Here is a 24,596-nt window from a genome sequence, read left to right on the forward strand (position 1 = left end):
GCCCTCGGGACCGGCGCCGGCAGCCCGGCCGCCGGCCCGGCCAGGGACGGTTCGGCGACGGCATCCGCCCCAGGCGGCACGGTCAGCGCGGCGTTCGCCGCGAGCGCGCCCACAGCCGGTCCCCGTTCCGGTGGCGCGGCCACCAACGCGGCCGCGCCTGGCTCCGCGTCGGCCGAAGCCGACGGCGAGGCCCGTGTGCGGCAGTTGGCCGAGGAGGCCGCGCGGGAGGCCGACGCCCTGCGGGAGGCGTCCCGCGCTCCCGTTCGGGCCAAGGACGGCGAGCCGCTCAGCCTCCGGTTCGTGATGCCCGACGGTGCCGACGCCGAGCCGTTGCGGGAGGTGGGCCGGCGGATCGCGGCCATGCTCTCCGCCGTGGGCATCGGGACCGAGATCAGCGAGGTCCCCGCCGACGAGTACTTCGAACGGCACATCGCCTCCGGCGAGTTCGACCTCGCCCTCTACTCCTGGCCGGCCACCGCCTACCCCGCCGTGGACACCAGGCCGTTGTTCACCAAGCCCGTCTCCATCCCCGGCGGCCAGCTGCTGATCGAGCAGAACTACGCCAGGGTCGGCACCGACCACATCGACCAGCTGTTGGACCGCGCCGCAGGCGCGCTGGACGAGGGCGAGTACCACGAGCTGCTCGACGACGCGGACGCCCGGATCTGGGCGGCGGCCGGCTCGTTGCCGCTGTTCCAGCGGCCCCAACTGGTCGCCGTGCACGACGACCTGGCCGGCGTCGGCGCCTTCGGCCTGGCCACCCCACGCTTCCAGGACATCGGCTTCCGCCGCTAGGCCGTGTCCGCCCCCGGCCCCACCCCCGCCCCACCCCGGCGTCGCCGCGCGCAGCGCACCCGCGTAGCGCACCCGCGCGGCGTCCCCGCCCCACCCCGTACCATGGCAGCGAGGCCGGTGCCACGGTCTGCCTGGCGCGGGTCTGGGGGCCCAGCGGAAGAACCCGGGTGGGGCGCATGTCTGCCGCGCCGGCCCAGCCACGAACCCGGGAGAACTGCCCAGCCATGCCTACGCGCCACGACATCCGCAATGTCGCCATCGTCGCCCATGTCGACCACGGCAAGACCACCCTGGTCGACGCCATGCTCCGACAGGCGGGGGCCTTCGCGGCCCACCAGCAGGTGGACGAGCGGGTGATGGACACCGGGGACCTGGAGCGGGAGAAGGGCATCACCATCCTCGCCAAGAACACCGCCGTCCGTTACCACCCCAAGGGCGGTGGCGACCCGGTGGTGATCAACATCATCGACACCCCCGGCCACGCCGACTTCGGCGGCGAGGTGGAGCGCGGGCTGTCCATGGTGGACGGCGTGGTGCTGCTGGTCGACGCCTCAGAGGGGCCGCTCCCGCAGACCCGGTTCGTGCTGCGCAAGGCGCTCCAGGCGCGGCTCCCGGTCGTGCTCTGCGTCAACAAGACCGACCGTTCGGACGCCCGGATCTCCGAGGTGCTCAACGAGACCTACGACCTCTTCCTCGACCTGGACGCTGACGAGGAGCAGATCGAGTTCCCGATCGTCTACGCCTGCGCCAGGGACGGCGTCGCCTCGTTGACCCAGCCGGCCGACGGCACCGTGCCCGCCGACAGCGACAGCCTGGAGCCGTTCTTCACGACGCTGCTCCAGACCGTGCCGGCCCCGGTCTTCGAGGAGGACGCGCCGCTCCAGGCGCATGTCACCAACCTCGACGCGGACAACTTCCTCGGCCGGATCGCGCTCTGCCGCGTCAAGCAGGGCACCCTGCGCAAGGGGCAGACGGTCGCCTGGCTGAAGCGGGACGGCAGTTCGGCGCAGGTGCGGATCACCGAGCTGCTGATGACCGAGGCGCTCACCCGCAAGCCGGCCGAGGTCGCGGCCCCGGGCGACATCTGCGCGGTGGCCGGCATCCCCGACATCATGATCGGCGAGACGCTGGCCGACCCGGAGCGCCCGGAGGCGCTGCCGTTGATCACGGTGGACGAGCCGGCGATCTCCATGACCATCGGCACCAACACCTCGCCCCTGGTGGGCCGGGGCGGCAAGGGCCACAAGGTCACCGCCCGGCTGGTCAAGGACCGGCTGGACCGGGAGCTGGTCGGCAACGTCTCGCTGCGGGTGCTGCCGACCGAGCGCCCGGACGCCTGGGAGGTGCAGGGACGGGGCGAGTTGGCGCTGGCCATCCTGGTGGAGACGATGCGCCGGGAGGGCTTCGAACTCACCGTCGGCAAGCCGGAGGTGGTGACCCGGGAGATCGACGGGAAGGTGCACGAGCCCGTCGAGCGGATGACCATCGACGCCCCGGAGGAGCACCTGGGCGCCATCACCCAGCTGATGGCCTCCCGGAAGGGCCGCATGGAGACCATGACCAACCACGGCTCCGGCTGGGTGCGGATGGAGTTCCTGGTGCCCTCGCGCGGGCTGATCGGCTTCCGGACGGAGTTCCTCACCGAGACCCGGGGCACCGGCATCGCGCACAGCATCTTCGAGCGGCACGAGCCGTGGGCCGGCGAGCTGCGGACCCGCAAGAGCGGCTCGTTGGTGGCCGACCGGGCCGGAGTGGCCACCCCCTACGCGATGTTGAATCTCCAGGAACGTGGCGTGATCTTCGTCGGCCCTGGCACAGAGGTGTACGAGGGCATGATCGTCGGGGAGAATTCCCGCTCGGACGACATGGACGTCAACATCACCAAGGAGAAGAAGCTCACCAATATGCGGGCCGCCTCCGCCGACACCACGGAGAACCTCGTCCCGCCGCGTCAGCTGTCGCTTGAGCAGTCCCTGGAGTTCTGCCGGGAGGACGAGTGCGTCGAGGTGACGCCGACGGAGGTCCGCATCCGCAAGGTCGTGCTCGACCAGCGGGAGCGGGCCAGGGCCACGGCGCGCGCCAAGCGGCAGTGAGGCGCGGCGTTTGTCGCGAACGCCGACTTCGCTCCGCACATGTCAAGCACGTTTTCGGGTGGCTATGCGGTGTCTCGTCCGTTATCCGGAGCGAGAGGCGCGATGTGCGTCACATCAGTCCGGATAACGGAGAGGTCACCTCTGCCGTTTGTCCGGTTTTGGGTGGTTGCTCCGCCTCATCTTCATCAAAATGAAATGGCGGAGCGGTGGTTAGCGCGGGTTTTATGCCCAATAGTTGTGGGCATTGCGATCCGGACGCGTGTGACGCGGGTAGACCCCTGTCCGCGCTCCGGGGTTCTCTCTTGCAGTGACAGTGGACTCCCAAGGAGGCAAAGCCCATGCGTGGTGCGCGTAGCGCCAAATGGGTCGCCAGTGCGATAGTCGTGGCCTTCGCCGCGACCGCCTGTGGTGGCAGTGACGGCGATGACTCGGGCGGCGACGGCGCCTCCGGCGGGGACTCGGCAGGCATAGTCCGGGTTGACGGCGGCGAGCCGCAGAACCCGTTGATCCCCTCGGACACCACGGAGCAGTTCGGCTCCCTGGTGATGGACAACGTGTTCTCCAAGCTCCTCGACTTCGACGACGAGGGCGAGATCTTCATGGTCGCCGCCGAGTCGGTCGAGCCCAACGAGGACTCCACCGTCTGGACCGTCAAGCTGAAGGAGGGCTGGACCTTCCACGACGGCACCGACGTCACCGCCGAGCACTATGTGCGCGCCTGGAACTGGGCCGCCCACATCGACAACAACCAGTCGACCAGCTTCTGGTTCGCCGACATCGCCGGCTACGAGGACGTGCACCCGGAGGAGGGCGAGGAGCCCACCGCCGACGAGATGTCCGGCCTGACCGTCGTGGACGACACGACCTTCGAGGTCCAGCTCTCGCACCCGGTCTCGTACTTCAACTACAAGCTCGGGTACACGCCGTTCACCCCGCTGCCCGACAGCTTCTACGAGGACCCCGAGGCCTTCGGCGAGGCCCCGATCGGCCAGGGCCCGTACGCGTTCGAGGAGTGGAACCACAACGAGCTGATCAAGCTCAGGACCTACGAGGACTACGCGGGCGAGAACAAGCCGGTCAACGGCGGCATCGACATCGTCGCCTACACCACCCTCGACGCGGCCTACCAGGACCTGCTCTCGGACAACCTGGACATCATCCGCCAGGTCGACCCGAAGGACCTGCCGGTCTACGAGACCGACCTCGGCGACCGCGCCATCAACCAGCCGTACAACGGCACCCAGTCCATCGTGCCGGTGCACTACGGCGACTGGGAGGGCGTTGACCCGAAGGTGATCCAGGGTCTGTCGCTGGCGATCGACCGCGAGACCATCATCAACACGGTCCTCAACGGCGCGAAGACCCCCGCCGACAGCTTCGTCCCGCCGGGCGTGCTGGGCTACCAGGAGGGCGCCTCGAACGGGCTCACCGACTTCGACCCGGAGCGCGCGCGCCAGCTGGTCGAGGAGGGCGGCGGCGTTCCCAACAACGAGGTCGTCATCCAGTTCAACGCCGACGGTGGCCACCAGGAGTGGGTCGACGCGGTCTGCAACAGCCTGATCGAGAACCTGGACGTCGAGTGCCGGGCCGACATCAAGCCGGACTTCGACACCGACCTGGAGGCGCGTGACGCCAACGAGGTCGAGGCCTTCTACCGTGGTGGCTGGCTCGCCGACTACCCGCTGAACGCCAACTTCATGAGCGAGCTGTACCACTCGCGGGCCTCGACCAACTACGGCCGCTTCAACGACCCCGAGGTGGACGAGCTGTTCGAGCAGGGCGACCAGGCGGCCACCCTTGAGGAGACCGTCGCCGCCTACCAGGAGGCCGAGCAGGTCCTCTGGGAGACGATGCCGGCCATCCCGCTCTGGTTCCAGAACGTCAACGGCGGCTACTCCAACAACGTGGAGAACGTCCGCTTCGACGCGGCGGGCCAGCCCGTCCTGACCGAAGTCACGGTCAAGTAAGAGCCGCACGGCACAAGCAGCGCAAGGGGGCCGGCGGGCCACTCCACTCCGGAGCGGCCCGTCGGTCCCGCCGACTTGGATGGAGGACCCATGGGGCGCTATGTCGTGCGGCGACTGCTCCAGATGATTCCGGTGTTCATCGGGGCCACGTTCATCATCTTCATGATGATGTACGCGCTGCCCGGTGACCCGATCCGGGCTCTGTGGGGTGAACGCGCCCCGGACGAGGCCCAGATGGCCGCGATGAAGGAGGATCTCGGGCTGGACCAGCCCATCCTCAAGCAGTACTGGGACTACCTGACCGGGCTGCTCCAGGGCGACTTCGGCACCCAGATCGCCAGCAGGCGCGAGGTCATCGACGTGATCGCGGACGCGCTGCCCGCGACCGTCAGACTCACGGTGCTGGCGTTCCTGATCACCGCCTGCCTGGGCGTCGCCATGGGCCTCCTCGCCGGGCTGCGCGCCGGCGGCAAGACCGACCGGGTGGTGCTCTTCGTCACCCTGCTGCTCACCTCGGTGCCGGTCTTCGTGATCGGCTACCTCTACCAGACCTACTTCGGCGTCCGCTGGGGCTGGGTCAAGCCCAATGTGCAGGACTCCGAGGCGTGGGACCAACTGCTTCTTCCCGCCCTGGTGTTGGCCTCGCTGTCGCTCGCCTATGTGGCGCGGCTGACGCGGACCTCCATCGCGGAGAACAAGCGCGCCGACTACATGCGGACCGCGCGCGCCAAGGGTCTCTCCCCGACCCGGGCGGTGCGGGTGCACCTGCTGCGCAACTCGCTGATCCCGGTGGTGACCTTCCTCGGCGTGGACCTCGGCAACCTCTTCGCCGGCGCCATCGTCACCGAGGGCATCTTCAACATCCACGGCATCGGCCGGGCCGTCTACACGGCGCTGACCTCGCGCGAGGGGGCGACGGTGGTCGGAATCGTCTCCTTCATCATCCTGATCTATCTCGTGGTCACGCTCCTCGTCGACCTGTTGTACGCGGTTCTCGACCCAAGGATTCGCTATGCCTGAGACCGAAGCGACCAACCTCAGCAAGGCGGTTCAGGCGACCGGGGCCCCGGCGACCGACGTCGCGGTCACCGAGGACGGGCAGCCGGCGCCGATGGCCGAGTCCGGGCCGGTCCCCGGCAGGCCGCGCAGCCTCTGGTCGGACGCCTGGCACGACCTGGTGCGCAAGCCGTCGTTCCTCATATCGGCGGTCGTGATCCTGGTGCTGCTGGTGATGGCGGCCTGGCCGAGCCTGTTCACCAGCGTCGGCCCGCGCACCGCCGACCTGAGCAACCACTACCTCCAGAAGCCGCAGCTCACGCACTTCTTCCAGCCCGAGTGGCTGGGCTACAACCAGCAGGGCCAGAGCATCTACGCCCGGATGATCTACGGCACCCGGGCCTCGATCGTCATCGGCGTCTCGGTGACGGTCCTGGTGCTGGTCTTCGGCGGCCTGATCGGAATGCTCGCCGGCTACTTCGGCGGCTGGCTGGACGCGGTGCTCTCCCGGATCACCGACACCTTCATGGGCATCCCCTTCCTGCTGGGCGCCATGGTGGTGCTGGTCTCCTTCGAGACCAGGACCGTGTGGACGGTGACCCTGGCGCTGGCCTTCCTCGGCTGGACCACCATCGCGAGGGTCATGCGGGGTTCGGTGATCGCGATCAAGCAGTCGGACTATGTGATGGCGGCGCGTTCGCTGGGCGCGGGAACGTGGCGCATCCTGCTGCGCCATGTGCTGCCCAACGCGGCGGCGCCGGTGATCGTGGTGGCGATGATCGCGCTCGGCGGCTACATCACGGCCGAGGCGGTGCTGTCCTTCCTGGGCATCGGGCTCTCGGACCCGGCGATCTCCTGGGGCGGCGACATCAACCGGGCGCAGAAGCAGATCCGGGTGGCACCGCACCTGCTGCTCTACCCGTCGATCCTGCTGAGCATCACCATCCTGTCCTTCCTGATGCTGGGTGACGCCGTGCGGGACGCACTCGACCCCAAGCTGCGCTGAGTTGGAGATACGCGCGTGTCGATAGAGATGACCAAGGCGGAGGTCCCCGGCGTTCCGCTGCTCGAAGTCCGGGACCTGCACGTGGAGTTCCACACCAGGGACGGCGCGGCCAAGGCGGTCAACGGCGTCAGCTACACCGTGGACGCGGGGGAGACCCTGGCGGTGCTGGGCGAGTCCGGCTCCGGCAAGTCGGTGACCGCGCAGACCATCATGGGCATTCTGGACATGCCCCCGGGCCGGATCACCGGCGGCGAGATCCTGTTCCGTGGCGAGGACATGCTCAAGATGTCCGAGGAGCAGCGGCAGCGCATCCGGGGCGACAAGATCGCGATGATCTTCCAGGACGCGCTCTCGGCGCTGAACCCGGTGCTGAGCGTCGGCTTCCAGCTGGGCGAGATGTTCCGGGTGCACCGGGGCGCCAGCCGCAGGGAGGCCAAGGCCAGGGCGATCGAGCTGATGGACCGGGTCCGCATCCCGGCCGCCAAGGAGCGGGTCAACGACTATCCGCACCAGTTCTCGGGCGGGATGCGGCAGCGGATCATGATCGCGATGGCGCTCGCCCTGGAGCCCGACGTGATCATCGCGGACGAGCCGACGACCGCGCTGGACGTGACCGTTCAGGCCCAGGTGATGGACCTGCTCGCCGAGTTGCAGCGGGACTTCCAGATGGGACTGATCCTGATCACCCACGACCTGGGTGTGGTCGCGGACGTCGCCGACAAGATCGCGGTGATGTACGCGGGCCGGATCGTGGAGAACGCCCCGGTGCACGAGCTGTACAAGCGGCCCGCGCACCCGTACACCAAGGGCCTGTTGGAGTCGATCCCGCGCCTTGACCACAAGGGCAAGGACCTCTACGCGATCCAGGGGATGCCGCCGAGCCTGACCGCCATCCCGAAGGGCTGCGCGTTCAACCCCCGCTGCCCGATGGCGCAGGACGTGTGCCGCACCGACATCCCGCCGCTGGCGGAGGTGCTGGAGAACGACGGCGGCCCGATCGGCGGCCGGAGCAGCGCCTGCCACTTCTGGAAGGAGACGATCCATGGCTGACCGGGAGCCCATTCTGGAGGTGTCCCACCTGGTCAAGCACTTCCCGCTGACCCAGGGCATCCTCTTCAAGCGGCAGATCGGCGCGGTCAAGGCCGTGGACGACGTCTCGTTCGAGCTGTACCAGGGCGAGACCCTGGGCATCGTGGGCGAGTCGGGCTGCGGCAAGTCCACGGTGGCCAAGCTGCTGATGAACCTGGAGCAGCCCACCTCCGGCTCCATCAGGTACAAGGGCGAGGACATCTCGCGGTTGTCGGGGCGGGCGCTGAAGGCGGTGCGGCGGAACATCCAGATGGTGTTCCAGGACCCGTACACCTCGCTCAACCCGAGGATGACGGTCGGCGACATCATCGGGGAGCCGTTCGAGATCCACCCGGAGGTGGCGCCCAAGGGCGACCGGCGGAAGAAGGTCCGGGAGCTGTTGGACGTGGTCGGGCTCAACCCCGAGTACATCAACCGCTATCCGCACCAGTTCTCCGGCGGCCAACGCCAACGCATCGGCATCGCGCGGGGCTTGGCGCTCAACCCGGAGATCATCATCTGTGACGAGCCGGTCTCCGCGCTGGACGTCTCCGTGCAGGCCCAGGTCATCAACCTGATGGAGCGGTTGCAGAACGAGTTCGACCTCTCCTATGTGTTCATCGCCCACGACCTGTCGATCGTGCGTCATATCTCCGACCGGGTCGGCGTGATGTACCTGGGCAAGCTGGCCGAGATCGGCACCGACAGCCAGATCTACGACCACCCGACCCACCCCTACACCCAGGCGCTGCTGTCGGCCGTGCCGCAGCCCGACCCCGAGGTGCGGGACAGCCGGGAGCGGATCATCCTCTCCGGCGACGTGCCCTCGCCGGCGAACCCGCCGTCGGGCTGCCGCTTCCGCACCCGCTGCTGGAAGGCGGAGGACCGGTGCGCCGAGGAGGTGCCGCTGCTGGCGGTGCCCGAGCGGTTCGCCAAGGCCGACACCGGGGTGGCCCACCCCTCGGCCTGCCACTTCGCCGAGGAGCGGGACGTCGTTCACGTGTGACGCGCGGGGTTCGCGTGTGACGCGCGGGCCCGGCGAGACGTCGCGGACCCGCCCTACGTCGGGTCCGTCTCGTGGGGGCGGCCCAGCACGATGGTGCGCCAGGTGAAGCCGTCGGCCGAGATCCGGTAGTGGCCCGGCTGGCTCAGGTCGGTCAGCAGATAGCCGGCCGGGGTCAGCTCGGGCAGCTCCGGTGGCGCGCCCGGGCGCGCCACCTCGAAGGTCTCGCCCCGGTCGGCGCTGGTGTAGATCGCGTCGAAGGAGTAGACGGTGAGGCTGCCGTCGGCGGCCGCGATGGGCGTGCCCACCAGCGAGTGCGGCCCGGGCCCCGCGGACGGTGACCAGACGCGCTCCCAGCGCGCGCCCTCGTCGGCGCTGCGGTAGACCGCCAGCAGCGTGGTGGCCAGCGCCGAACCGCCGGGCTCCAGCGCGGCGTTGCCGCTGGCCAGCACGTACCAGTCCTCGGGGCCCGCCGCGAGGGCCAGCGAGTTGACCGCGTCCCGGTCGGCGGGCGCGGCCTGGTCCAGCAGCCGCAGCCGCCGCCACTCCCGCCCGGCGTCCTGGGTGACCGCCACGTCGGGCCTGCCGGTCTCGGGGTCGAGGCCGGCCACCCACCAGCCGCCTTCGGGCAGTCGGCCGGGGCGGCCCAGCTCGGTCAGCTCCGGCTGCGCGGCCAGCCGGCGCGGGCCCGCGTCCTGCGGGGAGACCACCTCAAGTCCCCGCTCGTCGGCCTCCCGGCCGGCCGGCCTGGGCACGGCGCCCTCGGGGATGGCCTCCGCCGCCTCCCCCTCAGGTCCCGCGCTCTCGGGGCTGCCGGTCCAGCGCCGGCCGCCGTCGGTGGAGACCCAGTCCTCCTCGCCCGTGGAGACCCGCACCCCGCTCTCGCCCACGGCCTCCACGGTGAAGAGACTGTTGGCGGCGGTGGTGGTGGGCAGCGGGGTGTCGCGGGTCTGCCAGCGGTCGCCCTCCAGCACGGCCACCCGGTAGGAGCAGTTGCCCTGCTGGCGGGCGACGCCGTGCCGACACTCGACGAGCAGCGCGGCCGCGTGCTCGGGGCCGGCGAAGCTCAACTGGACGACCTGGCCGGAAAGTTGCGGTTCGGAGGGGATCGGCGGTGGCTCCGCCGACGGCGCGGGCGCCGGGGTGGTCTCCGTCCGGCGCGAGGCGGCCGGGTCGTCGGCGGCCTGTTCGGTCGAGGTGCAGCTCAGCAGTGTCAGGGCGGTGAGGAGGAGGACCTGCGGGAGGGGGGACCTGCGAGGCATAACGGAACCATAACGCAGCGGGTCGGTGCGGCATATGGGGGTTTTCGGGCAACACTCCGGGGCGACAAGCGTCCGATTTCCAGTAAATAGGGATACAAGGGTCGGGTAGCTCGTTTCGCCGCCAGTGGTCCCCTCCTCTGGCGCCAGCCCCGCTCGTTCCGCTCCCGCTTTTCAGGAGGCGCCCATGCCCGCCGGCACCCGTCTGTGCTCGACCCTGGTCGGGATCACCGCCATGGCGCTGCTCGCCTCGGGCTGCGGCGGGGGCGACTCGGGAGGCGACGGCGGTGGCACCGGGATGATCCGGGCCTCCTGGGGCGACCCTCAGCACCCGCTGGAGCCGGCCAACACCAACGAGGTGCAGGGCGGCAAGGTGCTCGACATGATCTTCCGGGGCCTGAAGCGGTACAACCCGGAGACCGGCCAGGCCGAGGACATGATGGCCGAGTCGATCGAGACCGACGACCAGCGGAACTTCACGGTGAAGATCAAGGAGGGCTGGACCTTCCAGGACGGCACCGAGGTCACCGCCGACTCCTACGTCGACGCCTGGAACTACGGCGCCCACCTGGACAACGCCCAGATCGCCAGCTACTTCTTCCAGTTCATCGAGGGCTACGACGAGGTCCACCCGGAGGAGGAGAACGCGGAGGCCACCGCCGACACCCTCAGCGGTCTTGAGGTCACCGACACGTACACCTTCACCGTCCGGCTGACCGAGCCGTTCGCGCTCTGGCCCGAGACCCTCGGCTACGCCGCCTACGCCCCGCTGCCCCAGGCGTTCTTCGACGACCACGACGCCTGGCTGGAGAAGCCCATCGGCAACGGCCCCTACCAGATCGACACCTACCGCCGCAGCCAGTCCATGCGGCTGGTGCGCTACGAGGACTACTCCGGGCCCGACGAGGCCAAGAACGACGGCGTCGATCTGCGCGTCTACACCGACAACAACACCGCCTACACCGACCTCCAGGCCGGCAACCTCGACCTGATCGACGACGTGCCGGCCTCCCAGCTGAAGAACGCCGAGGCCGACCTCGGCGACCGCTATCTCAACGAGCCGGCCGGCATCATCCAGACCGTCACCTTCCCGCTCTATGACGACGCCTGGTCGGGCGAGGACGGGGTCAAACTCCGTCAGGGTCTGTCGATGGCGATCAACCGGGAGGAGATCACCGACCGGATCTTCTCCGGCACCCGCACCCCGGCCAGCGACTTCACCTCACCGGTGCTGGGCGAGGCCGGCGGCTTCCAGGAGGGTCTCTGCGGCGAGGTCTGCGCCTACGACCCGACGCGCGCACGGGAGTTGATCGAGGAGGCCGGCGGCCTGCCCGGCGGCCGGGTCACCCTCTCGTCCAACGTGGACACCGGCTCCCACCGGCAGTGGCTCGACGCCGTCTGCAACAGCGTCAACAACGCGCTGGAGGACGAGAACGCCTGCACCGTCAACCCGGTGCCGACCTTCGCCGACTTCCGCAACCAGATCACCAACCGGGAGATGTCCGGCATGTTCCGGACCGGCTGGCAGATGGACTACCCGCTGATCCAGAACTTCCTCCAGCCGCTCTACTACACCGACGCCTCCTCCAACGACGGCGAGTACAGCAGCGAGGAGTTCGACGACCTGGTCGACCGGGCCAACTCCGCCGACAACGAGGAGGACTCCGTGCGCCTCTTCAAGGAGGCCGAGCAGGTGCTCGTCGACGACATGCCCGCGATCCCGCTCTGGTACCAGAACGGCACCGCCGGCTTCTCCGAGCGGTTGAACGACGTGAAGCTCAACCCGTTCTCCGTCCCGGTCTTCACCGACATCACGGTTTCCTGACCCCGGCTGACCTCCGCCCGCGCCGCTCCCCCCGGAGGACCCATGGGACGCTACGTCATCCGGCGCCTGCTCCAGATGATCCCGGTCTTCGTCGGCGCCACCTTCCTGATCTTCCTGATGGTCTACGCCCTGGGCGACCCGGTCACCGCGCTCTTCGGCGACCGGGGGCCCGACCCGGCGACGGCGGCGGCGCTGCGCGCCGAGTTCAACCTCGACAAGCCGGTGTGGCAGCAGTACCTGCTCTACATGGGCAAGATCTTCACCGGCGACTTCGGAACCGCGTTCAACGGGGAGCCGGTGACCGACCTGATGGGGCGGGCCTTCCCGATCAGCGCCCGGCTGATGCTGGTGGCGATCGTCTTCGAGATCCTGCTGGGCATCACCCTCGGCGTCATCACCGGGCTGCGGCGCGGACGTTCGCTGGACACCTCGGTGCTGGTCCTGACCCTGGTGGTGATCGCCATCCCGACGTTCGTCCTGGGCACCACCCTCCAGTACTTCCTGGGCGTCGAGTTCGGCTGGATCGACCCGGCCGTCAGCCCCGAGGGGCGCTTCCGCGAGCTGATCGTGCCCGGGCTGATCCTCTCGCTGGTCTCGCTCGCCTACGTCACCCGGCTGACGCGGACCTCCGTGGCCGAGAACGTCCGCGCCGACTACGTCCGCACCGCCGTCGCCAAGGGCCTGCCCCGGCGGCGGGTGACCGTGCGGCACCTGCTGCGCAACTCGCTGATCCCGGTGGTCACCTACCTCGGCGCCGACATCGGCAACCTGATGGCCGGCGCCATCGTGACCGAGCGGATCTTCAACATCCAGGGCGTGGGCTACCAGCTCTTCCAGGGCATCCTGCGGCAGAACTCGCCCACGGTGGTCGGCTTCGTGGTGGTGCTCGTGCTGATCTTCCTCCTCGCCAACCTGCTGGTTGACCTGCTGTACGCCGTGCTCGACCCGAGGATTCGCTATGCCTGACCGCAACTCGGAGCCCCTGGGGGCGCAGGAGGACGCGAGCGCCAAGGCCCTCACCGTGGGCACGGCCACCGAGGCGGAGGGCGCGCCACGCAGCCTGTGGACGGACGCCTGGCACGATCTGCGCCGCAACCCGATCTTCGTGCTGTCGGCTCTGCTCATCCTCTTTCTGGTGCTGATCTCGCTGTGGCCGTCGCTGATCGCCTCGCGGAGCCCGGTCCACTGCGAGCTGGGCCGTTCCCTCGAAGGGCCGAGCGCCGGGCACTGGTTCGGCTTCGACACCCAGGGCTGCGACGTCTACACCCGCACCGTCTACGGGGCCCGCGCCTCGATCGCGGTCGGGGTCTGCGCGACCCTGGGCGTGGCGCTGCTGGGCGCGCTGGTCGGCAGCCTCGCCGGGTTCTTCGGCGGATTCTGGGACACCCTGCTCTCCCGGGTCACCGACGTCTTCTTCGGCATCCCGATGGTGCTGGGCGCCATCGTCTTCCTGAGCATGATCACGCTGCGCGGCATCTGGCCCGTGGTGCTGGTGATCGCGGCGCTCGGCTGGCCGCCGATCGCCAGGATCGCGCGCGGCGCGGTGATCACCGCCAAGCAGAACGACTACGTCCAGGCCGCCCGGGCGCTGGGCGCGAGCAACACCCGGCTGCTGCTGCGGCACATCATGCCCAACGCGATCGCCCCGGTGATCGTGATGGCCACCATCGTGCTGGGCACCTTCATCGCGCTGGAGGCGACGCTCAGCTATCTGGGCGTGGGGCTGCGGCCGCCCACCGTCTCCTGGGGCGTGGACATCTCGGCGGCCTCGGACGGGATGCAGTTCCGCAACGCGCCGCACATCCTGCTCTATCCGGCCGCCGCGCTGAGCATCACCGTGCTGGCCTTCATCATGCTGGGCGACGCGGTCCGCGATGCCCTCGATCCCAGGTTGCGCTGAGGGGCGAAGGGAAGGAGACGCGATGCTGCTCGAAGTGCGCGATCTGCGCGTGGAGTTCCAGACGCGGGACGGGCTGGTCCAGGCGGTCAACGGGGTCAGCTACACGGTGGAGGCGGGCGAGACGCTGGCGGTGCTGGGGGAGTCGGGCTCGGGCAAGTCGGTGACCGCGCAGGCCGTGATGGGCATCATCGACTCCCCGCCCGGGCGGATCGCCGGCGGCGAGGTCCGCTTCCAGGGGCGCGACCTGCTGACCATGCGGGCCGAGGAGCGCCGCCGGGTGCGGGGCGACAGGATCGCGATGATCTTCCAGGACGCGCTCTCGGCGCTGAACCCGGTGCTGACCGTCGGCTTCCAGCTGGGCGAGATGTTCCGGGTGCACCGGGGCGCCAGCCGGGCGGAGGCCAGGGCCAGGGCGATCGAGCTGATGGAGCGGGTGCGCATCCCGGCGGCGAAGGAGCGGGTCAACGACTATCCGCACCAGTTCTCGGGCGGGATGCGGCAGCGGATCATGATCGCGATGGCACTCGCCCTGGAGCCGGAGCTGATCATCGCGGACGAGCCGACGACCGCGCTGGACGTGACCGTTCAGGCCCAGGTGATGGATCTGCTCGACGAGTTGCAGCGCGAGTATCGGATGGGACTGATCCTGATCACCCATGACCTGGGCGTGGTCGCCGGGGTCGCGGACCAGATCGCGGTGATGTACGCGGGCCGGATCGTCGAGACGGCCCCGGTGCACGAGCTGTACAGGCGGCCCGCGCACCCGTACACCAAGGGCCTGTTGGAGTCGATCCCGCGCCTTGACCACAAGGGCGGCGAGCTGCGCGCGATCCGGGGCCTGCCGCCCAACCTGGCGCGGATTCCGGCCGGTTGCCCCTACCACCCGCGCTGCCCGCTGGCCCGTGACGTCTGCCGCGAGAACCCCAGGCCGCCGCTGTACGAGGTCGGTCCCGGGCGGGCCAGCGCCTGTCACTTCTGGAAGGAGACGATGGGTGAGTGACCAGCGGGGCGAGCCGATCCTCGAAGTGACCGACCTGGTCAAGCACTTCCCGCTGACCCAGGGCATCCTCTTCAAGCGGCAGATCGGCGCGGTCAAGGCCGTGGACGGGGTCTCGCTGCGGCTCTACCCGGGGGAGACCCTGGGCATCGTGGGGGAGTCGGGCTGCGGCAAGTCCACGGTGGCCAAGCTGCTGATGAACCTGGAACGGCCCACCTCGGGCGCCATCAGGTACAAGGGCGAGGACATCTCGCGGCTGTCGGGGCGGGCGCTGAAGGCGGTGCGGCGGAACATCCAGATGGTGTTCCAGGACCCGTACACCTCGCTCAACCCGAGGATGACGGTCGGCGACATCATCGGGGAGCCGTATCTGATCCACCCGGAGGTGGCGCCCAAGGGCGACCGGCGGAAGAAGGTCCGGGAGCTGTTGGACGTGGTCGGGCTCAACCCCGAGTACATCAACCGCTACCCGCACCAGTTCTCCGGCGGCCAACGCCAACGCATCGGCATCGCCAGAGGTCTGGCCCTCAACCCCGAGATCATCGTGGCCGACGAGCCGGTCTCCGCGCTGGACGTCTCCGTGCAGGCCCAGGTCATCAACCTGATGGAACGACTCCAGGCGGAGTTCGGGCTGTCGTACATGTTTATCGCGCACGATCTTTCGATTGTCCGCCATATTTCCGACCGGGTCGGGGTGATGTACCTGGGGCGGATTGTGGAGATCGGGAGCGATCAGGAGATCTACCAGTATCCGACCCACCCCTACACCCAGGCGCTGCTGTCGGCCGTTCCGGTGCCGGACCCGGTGGCCAGTGGGCGTAGGGAACGCATCATTCTGGCCGGAGATGTGCCATCCCCGGCCAATCCGCCCTCCGGATGCCATTTTCGGACGCGCTGTTGGAAGGCGCAGTCGCTGTGCGCCGAGGTCGATCCCCCGCTTACCGTGCCGGGGCACCTGAAGGACGCGGGGCCGCCGGTCGCGCACCCCTCCGCCTGCCACTTCGCGGGCGAGAAACCCGAGGTCACGGCCGAGTAGCGGGGCCTAACCCCCGTCCTTCGCGGCCGGGTCGGGGTACCGGGGCGGTGCGGTCCCATGGCCGCTCCGCCCCGGTTCTACGGCACCCGCACGGCCGTACCGCCTCAGTCTGGAGGGCCCGGATATCCGTGTAGGGTCGAGGGCGTTGCTGCCTTGTTAACAGGGCTCATCCCCCGTGCTTCCCCCCTTGTCGGTACATTTCTGATTGCCCCTGATCGGGTCAAGCGCGAAGCGGTGTCAGTTCACCAAATCTTCGCTCACTAATCGCCTTTCAATGGTGTGTACCTCTGTTAAGCCTTGACGGGAAACTCCCCGCCTTGCGAAAGTCGCGATCTACACGCATCGAACGCGACAGCGCCACCGGGGGGCCATCCGATGTCCAGCGATACCCAGGTCGCCGCCGAACTGGTGGGCCGCTCCCCCGGGCAGCTGATGTGGCGCCGTTTCCGTCGCGACCGGGTGGGCGTGGTCTCCGCGTTCGTCGTGTTGTTCTTCTTCGCCGTGGGACTGCTCGCGCCGGTCATCTCCTGGCTGTACGGAAAGGACCCGTACACCAGCTACGGCCTGAACGAGCCCGGTCTGCTCAACGAGTTCGGCTACCCGGTCAAGCCCAACGGCGGGATCGACGGCGAGTTCTGGTTCGGCCTCGAACCGTTCATGGGGCGCGACGTGCTCACCCAGCTCGTCTACGGCATCCGCACCTCGCTGCTGATCGCGCTGGCCGTGACCGTGCTGGCCACCCTGACCGCGATCCTGTTGGGCATCACCGCCGGCTACCTCGGCGGCCGGGCGGACTTCCTGATCAGCCGGTTCATCGACCTGCTGATGGCCTTCCCCAACCAGCTGTTCCTCGTGGCGTTCCTGCCGATCGTGGCCACCCTCTTCGTCGATCCACGGCAGGAGACCCCGACCACGGTCCGGGTGGTCTCCGTGATCGTGGTGCTCTGGATGCTCGGCTGGATGACCCTGGGCCGCATCCTGCGCGGCGCGACCCTGGCCCTGCGCGAGCGGGAGTTCGTGGAGGCGGCCAAGGTGAGCGGCGCCTCGCCCTGGCGGATCATCCGCAGGGAGCTGCTGCCCAACGTGGTCTCGCCGATCCTGGTGCAGGCCACGTACATGTTGCCCAACTTCGTGACCACGGCCGCCGCGCTGTCCTTCCTGGGCGTCGGCCTGGTGGAACCGACCCCCGACTGGGGCCGGATGTTCGCGATCGGCGCCGACGTCTACCGCGCCGACCTCACCTACATGTTCTTCCCCGGCGTGTCGTTGGTGATCTTCGTGGTCGCCTTCAACCTGCTCGGGGACTCGGTGCGCGACGCGTTCGACCCGAAGACCAACCGCTGACACTACGAACGGGCAGGTGCGTAAACAACCATGAGCAAGAGAACCACGCGAAGGGCGCGCCTGGCGGGCGCGGCCGTCGCGCTCACCGGCGCACTGCTGCTGAGCGCGTGTAGCAGCGGCGGCGGCGGAGGCGGCGGCGAGGGGAACGGCTCCGGCGGGGGAGGGGTCGAGGCGGAGACGCTTGAGGCCATATCCTTCGCCGACGCCGAGGCGTCCACCGGACCGGCCGAGGAGGTCCCCGGCGCCACCCCGGGCGGCACCGTCCACGTGCTCCAGGAGATCTCGCCCGCCCACCTCGACCCCGGCCAGGTCTATGTCTCGGCCGAGTCGAACATCGCCAAGCTGATGCACCGTGGCCTGACGGCCGTGCGCATGGACAACGAGGGCAACTACTCCATCGTCGGCGACCTGGCCACCGACTCCGGCACCGTCTCCGACGACGGCCGCTCCTGGACGTACACCCTCAAGGACAACATCTACTTCAGCGACGGCACCCCGATCACCTCGGCGGACGTCCGGCACACCATCGAGCGCACCTTCGCGCCGTTCATCACCAACGGCCCGACGTTCGTCCAGCAGTGGCTGGCCAACACCAGCGGCGCCGACTACCGCGAGCTGCTGCCCGAGGGCCCCTTCGAGGGCGACCACCTGCCGGACTCGATCCTGGAGACCCCGGACGACAAGACCGTCGTCTTCCACTTCGAGGAGCCGCAGACCGACCTGCCCTACGCGCTGGCGATGGTCGGCTACGCGATGGTCTCCGAGGAGGGCGACACCCGGGAGGCCTACGACCAGGAGCCCCTGGCGACCGGCCCCTACGTGATCGAGAGCTTCCGCCCGGACCGCTCGATGACGCTGGTTCGCAACGAGCACTGGGACCCGGCCACCGACCCGGCGCGCAACGCCTACCCGGACCGGTTCGAGATCACCTTCGGGCACACCACCGACGACTCCACCCAGCGGCTGATGGCCGACAACGGGGACGACCGCTACGCCATCACGTTCAACAACGGCGTGGACCCGGGCAACGCGCCCGAGGTCGCCTCCAACCCGGAGTACCAGGAGCGCCTCGTCCAGGGCTACCAGCCCTATGTCGCCACCCTGGCGATCAACGCCGACCGGGTCACCGACCTCAGGGTGCGCCAGGCCATCGCCTACGCGCTCCCGCTCAACGGCGTGCTCAACGCCTACGGCGGCGCGTTCGCCGGCGAGTACGCCGGCGGCCTCATCAGCCCGCTGCTGCCCGGGTACGAGGAGGGCTACGACCCCTACGGCAAGCTGGCCAACCCGCAGGGCGACCCGGAGCGGGCGCGGGAGCTGCTGGAGGAGGCCGACGCGGTCGGCTACGAGCTGAACTACGTGCACCACACCGGCACCGAGGACGCCAGGGCCGCCGTGACCGTCGAGGACGCGCTGGAGGAGGCCGGCTTCGTCGTCAACCGCAGCGACGTGCCGCAGACCACCTACTACGACACCATCGGCGTGGTCGACAACGGCTACGACCTCTACCGCAGCAACTGGGGTCACGACTGGCTCTCCAGCGCCACGGTGATCCCGCCGCAGTTCGACGGGCGGCAGATCCAGGACGGGGCCAACAACTACAGCCACGTCAACGACGAGCGGATCAACTCGGAGATCGACCGCATCCGGCAGATCACCGACCCGGCCGAGGCGGCCACCGAGTGGTTCGAGCTGAACAAGTACATCGTCGAGGACGTGCTCACCCAGGTCCCGCTCTACTACTACAAGATGAACATCCTGCACGGCTCGTTGATCGGCGGCGCCGAGTTCAACGACGACATCGGCAGCGTGGACATGCACCGGATCTACGTCATCCAGGACGAGGGCTGACGGTCGCTTCGGACGACGGGCGCCCGCCGACAGCGGTGGGCGCCCGTCGTCGAAGGCCCGGCCGTCCGCTCCCAAGAAGGCTGCTATCCGATGCTCCGATTCCTGCTGCGGCGATCGCTCGGCGCCATCGCCATCCTGCTGATCATCAGCGCCGTCACGTTCTTCCTGTTCTACGCGATTCCGCGCAACCCGGCCCTGCTGGCCTGCGGCAAGACCTGCACGCCCGACCAACTGGCCATCGTGGAGCGGAACCTGGGCATCGACAAGCCGGTGCCCGTGCAGTACTGGGAGTACATGGTCGGCATCTTCGCCGGCCGCGACTACCCCGTCGGCCACTGCCCGGCGCCGTGCCTGGGGTACTCGTTCACCGACAACCGCCCGGTGCTGGAGACCATCCTGGACCGGGTGCCCACCACCTTCTCGCTGGCCGTCGGCGGCGCCGTGGTCTTCCTGGTGGTCGGGCTGAGCATGGGGATGCTGGCCGCCTGGCGGCGCGGCACGCTGCTGGACAAGTCGCTCAGCTCGGCTTCGCTGGTGCTGGGCTCGATGCAGATCTACTTCCTGGGCCCGCTCGCGCTGGCGCTGCTGGTGTACAACAACCAGATCCTCAGCCAACCCGAGTACGTCCCCCTCACCGAGGACCCGTTGGGCTGGTTCAACGGGCTGCTGCTGCCCTGGCTGGTGCTCTCCACCATCTTCACCGCCAACTACACCAGGATGGCCAGGTCCACCCTGATCGAGCAGCTGCGCGAGGACCATGTGCGCACCGCGAGAGCCAAGGGGATGTCGCGGCCCACGGTCTTCTTCCGGTACGCCTGGCGCGGCTCGTTGATCCCGATCGTCACCATCTTCGGCATCGACCTGGGCTCGCTCTTCGGCGGCGCGATGATCACCGAGTTCACCTTCAACCTGCCCGGCCTGGGCCGGCTCGCCGTCGACTCGGTCACCAAGTCCAACCTGCCCATGCTCATGGGCGTGATGCTCTTCGCCGCGCTGGTCATCGTGCTGTTCAACATCCTCGTTGACGCCTGTTACGCGCTGATCGACCCGCGTGTGCGGCTGGCTTAGGAGCGCTGACAGAAGTTGACCACCACCAGCCCCTTCCTGTCCGTCGCCGATCTACGGGTGCACTTCGCCACCGAGGACGGCGTGGTCAAGGCCGTGGACGGCCTCTCCTTCGCGGTGGAGCGCGGGCGCACCCTGGGCATCGTCGGGGAGTCGGGCTCGGGCAAGTCCGTCGCCACCCAGACCATCCTGGGCCTGCACAGCCGGGAGACGGCCACCGTCTCGGGCCACATCACCCTGGAGGGACAGGAGTTGACCGGCGCCCCGGAGCGGACCCTGGAGCGGCTGCGCGGCAACACCGCCGCCATGATCTTCCAGGACCCGCTGACGGCGCTCTCCCCCTACTACACCGTCGGCCGCCAGATAGCCGAGCCCTACCGCAAGCACCGGGGCGCCTCCCGGCGCGAGGCCAGGGAGCGCGCCATCGAGATGCTCGGCAAGGTCGGCATCCCCCAACCCGCCCAGCGGGTGGACGACTACCCGCACCAGTTCTCCGGCGGGATGCGGCAGCGGGTGATGATCGCCATGGCCCTGGTCTGCGACCCGGACCTGCTGATCGCGGACGAGCCGACGACCGCGCTGGACGTCACCGTGCAGGCCCAGATCCTCGACCTGCTGATGGAACTCCAGGACGAGTTCGGCTCCGCCATCATCATGATCACCCACGACCTCGGCGTGATCGCCAGCGTCGCCGACGACGTGCTGGTGATGTACGCGGGCCGCGCCGTGGAGCGCGGCACCGTGCACGAGGTGCTGGGCGCGCCCCAACACCCCTACACCTGGGGTCTGTTGACCTCGATGCCCCGGCTGACCGCCGACGTGGAGAAGGAGCTGGTGCCCATCGCCGGCTCCCCGCCCAGCCTGCTCTCCCCGCCCCCCGGCTGCCCGTTCGAGCCGCGCTGCGCGTTCGTCGATGAGGTGGGCCGGGGGCGGTGCGTCGGCCAACGCCCCGCGCTGCCCGAGGGACGCGGCGCCGCCTGCCACCTCACCGACGACCAGCGGCGGACGTTCTACGCCGAGCGGATCAGGCCCCGGCTGGCCTGATTCGGGGCACCGACCGGGCCCGGCAGCAACCCCGCGAGCAACGCAGCACCGTGAGGCAAAGGAACCCGATGAGCACCGCCAACACAGAGAACGAGGGGCCGACCCGACCCGAGGGCGCGACCGGACCCGAGGGCCCGGCCCCGCAGGCCCTGATGACCGTCGAGGGCCTGACCAAGCACTTCCCGATCAAGGGCGGCTTCCCGATCAAGCGGACCGTCGGCGCGGTGAAGGCGGTGGACGGGCTCGACCTCACCATCAGGGAGGGCGAGAGCTTCGGCCTGGTCGGCGAGTCCGGCTGCGGCAAGTCCACCACCGGGCGGCTGCTGGCCCGGCTGTTGGAGCCGACCTCCGGGCGCATCACCTACCGCGACCGGGACATCACCCACGCCAGCCGCCGCGAGCTGGCGCCCGTGCGGTCCGAGATCCAGATGATCTTCCAGGACCCCTACTCCTCGCTCAACCCCCGGCAGACCGTGGGCACCATCGTCGGCGCCCCCCTGGAGATCAACGGCATCGACCCGCCCGGCGGGCGCGAGGCCAGGGTCCGCGAGCTGCTGGACACCGTCGGCCTCAACCCGGAGCACTACAACCGCTTCCCGCACGAGTTCTCCGGCGGCCAGCGGCAACGCATCGGCGTCGCCCGCGCGCTGGCCCTCGAACCGCGCCTGATCATCGCCGACGAGCCTGTCTCGGCGCTCGACGTCTCCATCCAGGCCCAGGTCATCAACCTGCTCCGCCGGGTGCAGCGGGAGCGCGGCATCGCCTTCCTCTTCATCGCCCACGACCTCGCCGTGGTGCGCCACTTCTCCCAGCGGATCGCGGTCATGTACCTGGGCCGGATCGTCGAGGTCGGCGACCGCGCCGCCATCTACGAGCGCCCCCGCCACCCCTACACCCACGCGCTGCTCTCCGCCGTCCCCGAGGCCGAGCTGGAGCTGGCCGCCAGCCGGCCCCCGGCCGGGGAGGGCGAGGGCGCCCTCGCCTCGTCGTCCGCCACGTCGTCCGCCGAGGCGTCCCCGAAGGAACGACCCCCGCGCCGCGAGCGCATCCGCCTTGAGGGGGACGTTCCCTCGCCGAGCAACCCGCCCTCCGGCTGTCGGTTCCGCACCCGCTGCTGGAAGGCCCAGGACCGCTGCGCCACCGAGGAGCCCCCGCTGGTCCGCGTCGAGGGCAACGCCGAGGGCCATCTGACCGCCTGTCATTTTCCGGAGGCAGGTACCGTTCTGGTCGAGTGAGCGGGGGGCGTGCGCCCCTGATCTGCTCCTGTGCACCGCGCCGTGCGGGGGCCACGGAACGTTATGATCCGTGACGCATGGCGGGAAGGCGCGTCCAACGTGGGGTGGGTCGTCTCACCGTGCCCTGAAACAGGCGCGAGTCCATGGAGGGTGATCCAGGTGGGCCTCACCATCTCAGCTTCACTGCTGCTGCTGGTCATTGTCATCCTGCTGGTCAGGAGGGCCGGGCTGAAGGTGTTGCACGCCATCGTCTGCGTGCTGCTCGGCTTCTATCTGGCCGGCTCCAACATGGCCCCCACGATCGACAACTTCAGCAGCAGCCTCGGCGAAATGATCAACTCTCTGAGCTTCTGACCGGGCTTCGGAGCCTGCCGGGGCCGGGGGATCAGTAGGCTGCCCCCATGAGTTCCGGCCCGTCCGGCGTGCTGCTGGTGCACGCGCATCCCGACGACGAATCGATCAACAACGGCGTGACCATGGCCGCCCGCGCCGCCGCCGGCACCAGGGTCACGCTGGTCACCTGCACGCTGGGCGAGGAGGGCGAGATCATCCCCGACTCGCTCGGCCACCTCGCCGCCCACCGCGACGACACCCTGGGGCCCTACCGCGCCGAGGAGTTGGCCACCGCGATGGCCGCGCTCGGCGTCACCGACCACCGGCTGCTCGGCGGCCCCGGACGCTACCGCGACTCCGGAATGATGGGCCTGCCCAGCAACGACCACCCCGACGCCTTCTGGCGGGCCGACCTCGACGAGGCCGCCGGGCTGCTCGCGGAGATCGTCGTCGAGACCCGCCCCCGCGTGGTGATCACCTACGACCCGGACGGCGGCTACGGCCACCCCGACCACATCAAGGCGCACCGGGTCGCGATGCGCGCCGTCGAACTGGCCGCCGAACGGCACCGGGTGGACCGGGTGCTGTGGAACTGCCTGCCGCTGAGCGAGGTGGAACGCCACCTCACCCGGCTCCGGCAGGACGGCCCGGGCCGCTTCCCCGACGTGGTCACGATCGGTGACCTGCCCGGGGTGGTGCCGGACGCGGAGGTCGCGCTCGCGGTGACCGGCTCCGACGAGGCATATGCCGCCAAGCAGGCCGCACTCGCCGCCCATGTCACCCAGATCGAGGTGGCCGGCGAGACCTTCGCGCTCTCCAACGGGCTGGCCCAACCCCTGTGGCGCACCGAGTACTTCCGGCTCGGTCTCGGCGAGCCGCTGCCGCCCGGCTCGACCGACGACCTGTTCGCCGGGCTCGAAGGGCCGGGCCCTGGGGAGGCGCGATGAGGATCGCCGGCCAGCTCGGCCTCGGGCTGCTGGGCTTCGTGGCCGGGGTCGCCGGCTCCCTGGTCCAGGGCGGCTGGTTCCCGCTGGGCGTGCTGCTGGCGCTCGCCGGCTGCGCCGGCCTCTTCTGGGGCGGCGCGCTGCTGACCCGCACCCGGGTCGGCGCCGCGTCCCCGGCCGGCGGCTGGCTGCTGTCCGTGCTGGCGCTCACCGTGACCAGGCCGGAGGGCGACTTCGTCTACGCGGCGGGCGCCGGGAGTTATGTCTACCTCCTGGGCGGGATGACGGTGGCCGTGGTGTGCGCCACGTTGGCGCCCACCGAACGCCCGCTGTTCGCCGTGGACCAGCGGCCCGCACGGTAACGTCCCTGCTGAGAGCGGGTGTCGGGGTGGGGCACTGATGTGCTGATCCTGTGCTGGGGGCGTGGCGGCTCGCGGACCCCAGTATCGTGGGGCCAGCCGCCGCCCCCGGACAGCGTTCCGGGCCGGCCGGTGAAGCCCAACCGGGAGATCCTGCCTTGAGTCGTGAAACTGACAATTCGCCCAACCCCCGGGGGTGGGGTGACCCCCAGCGCAACGAGGGGGAAGCAGCGGCCCGTCCGGGTCCTCCGCCGGCGGAGGAGAAGAAGACCGAGACCACGATGACGACCCGCGCGCGGATCAACATCCCTGGGTCCCGGCCCATTCCACCGATCGTGGTCAGGGAGACCGTGGACGAGGAGGCCGCGCGCTCCGCCGCCCCGCCGCCGCTGCCCACCCGGAACAAGCCGGCGCCCGGCCCCCGCCCCGACGGGCGGGGCGCCTCGGGCCGCCAGGCCGACGGCCCGACGGGCGGC

The 24,596-nt window shown here is 69.7% G+C and carries 20 protein-coding genes and 2 pseudogenes; 21 read left to right on the forward strand and 1 reads right to left on the reverse strand.

Annotation, left to right across the window (positions count from 1 at the left end; genetic code table 11):
- The 7 genes and pseudogenes from EBN88_RS30585 to EBN88_RS16250 all read left to right on the forward strand — a co-directional run.
- Positions 1–795: pseudogene (locus tag EBN88_RS30585) on the forward strand (ABC transporter family substrate-binding protein); the annotation flags it as partial.
- A 224-nt stretch (positions 796–1,019) separates the two neighbouring features.
- Positions 1,020–2,888 carry a translational GTPase TypA gene (gene typA / locus EBN88_RS16225; protein WP_122184601.1) on the forward strand — a complete coding sequence of 623 codons (1,869 nt, stop codon included), beginning with the start codon at positions 1,020–1,022 and terminating at the stop codon, positions 2,886–2,888.
- 338 nt (positions 2,889–3,226) lie between these two features.
- Positions 3,227–4,855, forward strand: coding sequence for a peptide ABC transporter substrate-binding protein (locus EBN88_RS16230; protein ID WP_122184602.1), 1,629 nt, complete (start codon positions 3,227–3,229; stop codon positions 4,853–4,855).
- A 90-nt stretch (positions 4,856–4,945) separates the two neighbouring features.
- The gene (locus EBN88_RS16235) at positions 4,946–5,875 is read left to right on the forward strand and encodes an ABC transporter permease (protein ID WP_122184603.1); all 930 of its coding nucleotides are present in this window, start codon (positions 4,946–4,948) and stop codon (positions 5,873–5,875) included.
- Positions 5,868–6,857, forward strand: a complete 990-nt coding sequence (locus tag EBN88_RS16240; protein WP_122184604.1) for an ABC transporter permease — start codon at positions 5,868–5,870, stop codon at positions 6,855–6,857. Before EBN88_RS16235 ends, EBN88_RS16240 begins: the two co-directional genes overlap by 8 nt.
- A gap of 27 nt (positions 6,858–6,884) precedes the next feature.
- Positions 6,885–7,907 (forward strand): ABC transporter ATP-binding protein, encoded by a 1,023-nt coding sequence (locus tag EBN88_RS16245; RefSeq protein ID WP_122184605.1) that lies wholly within the window; start codon positions 6,885–6,887, stop codon positions 7,905–7,907.
- Positions 7,900–8,931: an ABC transporter ATP-binding protein gene (locus tag EBN88_RS16250; RefSeq protein WP_122184606.1), complete on the forward strand. Its 1,032-nt coding sequence runs from the start codon at positions 7,900–7,902 to the stop codon at positions 8,929–8,931. Before EBN88_RS16245 ends, EBN88_RS16250 begins: the two co-directional genes overlap by 8 nt.
- A gap of 53 nt (positions 8,932–8,984) precedes the next feature.
- On the opposite strand, the gene EBN88_RS16255 is transcribed toward EBN88_RS16250, so the two are convergent.
- Positions 8,985–10,190, reverse strand: a complete 1,206-nt coding sequence (locus tag EBN88_RS16255; protein ID WP_122184607.1) for a WD40/YVTN/BNR-like repeat-containing protein — start codon at positions 10,188–10,190, stop codon at positions 8,985–8,987.
- A 184-nt stretch (positions 10,191–10,374) separates the two neighbouring features.
- Here EBN88_RS16255 and EBN88_RS16260 point away from each other — a divergent pair, with 184 nt between their 5' ends.
- The 14 genes and pseudogenes from EBN88_RS16260 to EBN88_RS31915 form a co-directional block, all read left to right on the forward strand.
- A complete protein-coding gene (locus tag EBN88_RS16260; protein WP_122184608.1) occupies positions 10,375–12,012 on the forward strand; it encodes a peptide ABC transporter substrate-binding protein in 1,638 nt (545 codons plus the stop codon).
- A 42-nt stretch (positions 12,013–12,054) separates the two neighbouring features.
- Positions 12,055–12,978, forward strand: coding sequence for an ABC transporter permease (locus tag EBN88_RS16265; RefSeq protein WP_122184609.1), 924 nt, complete (start codon positions 12,055–12,057; stop codon positions 12,976–12,978).
- Complete coding sequence (locus tag EBN88_RS16270; RefSeq protein WP_122184610.1) at positions 12,971–13,912, forward strand: ABC transporter permease; 942 nt, start codon at positions 12,971–12,973, stop codon at positions 13,910–13,912. Before EBN88_RS16265 ends, EBN88_RS16270 begins: the two co-directional genes overlap by 8 nt.
- A gap of 22 nt (positions 13,913–13,934) precedes the next feature.
- Positions 13,935–14,912: an ABC transporter ATP-binding protein gene (locus tag EBN88_RS16275; protein WP_122184611.1), complete on the forward strand. Its 978-nt coding sequence runs from the start codon at positions 13,935–13,937 to the stop codon at positions 14,910–14,912.
- A complete protein-coding gene (locus EBN88_RS16280; protein ID WP_158621402.1) occupies positions 14,905–15,945 on the forward strand; it encodes an ABC transporter ATP-binding protein in 1,041 nt (346 codons plus the stop codon). The genes EBN88_RS16275 and EBN88_RS16280 overlap by 8 nt, the downstream gene beginning before the upstream one ends.
- 375 nt (positions 15,946–16,320) lie before the next feature.
- On the forward strand, positions 16,321–17,289 hold the full coding sequence (locus EBN88_RS16285; protein WP_233580721.1) for an ABC transporter permease: 969 nt from the start codon (positions 16,321–16,323) through the stop codon (positions 17,287–17,289).
- A 30-nt stretch (positions 17,290–17,319) separates the two neighbouring features.
- The gene (locus tag EBN88_RS16290) at positions 17,320–19,140 is read left to right on the forward strand and encodes an ABC transporter substrate-binding protein (RefSeq protein ID WP_122184613.1); all 1,821 of its coding nucleotides are present in this window, start codon (positions 17,320–17,322) and stop codon (positions 19,138–19,140) included.
- Between the two features lie 90 nt (positions 19,141–19,230).
- Positions 19,231–20,208 (forward strand): ABC transporter permease, encoded by a 978-nt coding sequence (locus EBN88_RS16295; RefSeq protein ID WP_122184614.1) that lies wholly within the window; start codon positions 19,231–19,233, stop codon positions 20,206–20,208.
- A gap of 15 nt (positions 20,209–20,223) precedes the next feature.
- The gene (locus EBN88_RS16300; RefSeq protein WP_122184615.1) at positions 20,224–21,249 is read left to right on the forward strand and encodes an ABC transporter ATP-binding protein; all 1,026 of its coding nucleotides are present in this window, start codon (positions 20,224–20,226) and stop codon (positions 21,247–21,249) included.
- A gap of 68 nt (positions 21,250–21,317) precedes the next feature.
- Entirely contained in the window at positions 21,318–22,484 is a 1,167-nt protein-coding gene (locus EBN88_RS16305) for an ABC transporter ATP-binding protein (RefSeq protein ID WP_122184616.1), read from the forward strand.
- Between the two features lie 159 nt (positions 22,485–22,643).
- Positions 22,644–22,838 carry a hypothetical protein gene (locus EBN88_RS16310; protein ID WP_122184620.1) on the forward strand — a complete coding sequence of 65 codons (195 nt, stop codon included), beginning with the start codon at positions 22,644–22,646 and terminating at the stop codon, positions 22,836–22,838.
- A gap of 47 nt (positions 22,839–22,885) precedes the next feature.
- Positions 22,886–23,764 (forward strand): N-acetyl-1-D-myo-inositol-2-amino-2-deoxy-alpha-D-glucopyranoside deacetylase, encoded by an 879-nt coding sequence (mshB, locus tag EBN88_RS16315; RefSeq protein WP_122184617.1) that lies wholly within the window; start codon positions 22,886–22,888, stop codon positions 23,762–23,764.
- A complete protein-coding gene (locus tag EBN88_RS16320) occupies positions 23,761–24,123 on the forward strand; it encodes a DUF6113 family protein (RefSeq protein ID WP_122184618.1) in 363 nt (120 codons plus the stop codon). The genes mshB and EBN88_RS16320 overlap by 4 nt, the downstream gene beginning before the upstream one ends.
- A 155-nt stretch (positions 24,124–24,278) precedes the next feature.
- Positions 24,279–24,596, forward strand: a pseudogene (locus tag EBN88_RS31915) (hypothetical protein); the annotation flags it as partial.

Source organism: Streptomyces triticirhizae, from assembly GCF_003696235.1.
Lineage (GTDB): Bacteria > Actinomycetota > Actinomycetes > Streptomycetales > Streptomycetaceae > Streptomyces > Streptomyces triticirhizae.

Excerpts from the sequence above, each read along its gene's own strand:
- EBN88_RS16255 (WP_122184607.1), bottom strand. The coding sequence starts at position 10,190 with ATGCCTCGCAGGTCCCCCCTCCCGCAGGTCCTCCTCCTCACCGCCCTG.
- EBN88_RS16250 (WP_122184606.1), top strand. The coding sequence starts at position 7,900 with ATGGCTGACCGGGAGCCCATTCTGGAGGTGTCCCACCTGGTCAAGCAC.
- EBN88_RS16290 (WP_122184613.1), top strand. The coding sequence starts at position 17,320 with ATGAGCAAGAGAACCACGCGAAGGGCGCGCCTGGCGGGCGCGGCCGTC.
- EBN88_RS16320 (WP_122184618.1), top strand. The coding sequence starts at position 23,761 with ATGAGGATCGCCGGCCAGCTCGGCCTCGGGCTGCTGGGCTTCGTGGCC.
- EBN88_RS16270 (WP_122184610.1), top strand. The coding sequence starts at position 12,971 with ATGCCTGACCGCAACTCGGAGCCCCTGGGGGCGCAGGAGGACGCGAGC.
- typA (WP_122184601.1), top strand. The coding sequence starts at position 1,020 with ATGCCTACGCGCCACGACATCCGCAATGTCGCCATCGTCGCCCATGTC.
- EBN88_RS16305 (WP_122184616.1), top strand. The coding sequence starts at position 21,318 with ATGAGCACCGCCAACACAGAGAACGAGGGGCCGACCCGACCCGAGGGC.
- EBN88_RS16295 (WP_122184614.1), top strand. The coding sequence starts at position 19,231 with ATGCTCCGATTCCTGCTGCGGCGATCGCTCGGCGCCATCGCCATCCTG.
- EBN88_RS16260 (WP_122184608.1), top strand. The coding sequence starts at position 10,375 with ATGCCCGCCGGCACCCGTCTGTGCTCGACCCTGGTCGGGATCACCGCC.
- EBN88_RS16240 (WP_122184604.1), top strand. The coding sequence starts at position 5,868 with ATGCCTGAGACCGAAGCGACCAACCTCAGCAAGGCGGTTCAGGCGACC.
- mshB (WP_122184617.1), top strand. The coding sequence starts at position 22,886 with ATGAGTTCCGGCCCGTCCGGCGTGCTGCTGGTGCACGCGCATCCCGAC.
- EBN88_RS16275 (WP_122184611.1), top strand. The coding sequence starts at position 13,935 with ATGCTGCTCGAAGTGCGCGATCTGCGCGTGGAGTTCCAGACGCGGGAC.
- EBN88_RS16285 (WP_233580721.1), top strand. The coding sequence starts at position 16,321 with ATGTCCAGCGATACCCAGGTCGCCGCCGAACTGGTGGGCCGCTCCCCC.
- EBN88_RS16245 (WP_122184605.1), top strand. The coding sequence starts at position 6,885 with ATGACCAAGGCGGAGGTCCCCGGCGTTCCGCTGCTCGAAGTCCGGGAC.
- EBN88_RS16235 (WP_122184603.1), top strand. The coding sequence starts at position 4,946 with ATGGGGCGCTATGTCGTGCGGCGACTGCTCCAGATGATTCCGGTGTTC.
- EBN88_RS16265 (WP_122184609.1), top strand. The coding sequence starts at position 12,055 with ATGGGACGCTACGTCATCCGGCGCCTGCTCCAGATGATCCCGGTCTTC.
- EBN88_RS16230 (WP_122184602.1), top strand. The coding sequence starts at position 3,227 with ATGCGTGGTGCGCGTAGCGCCAAATGGGTCGCCAGTGCGATAGTCGTG.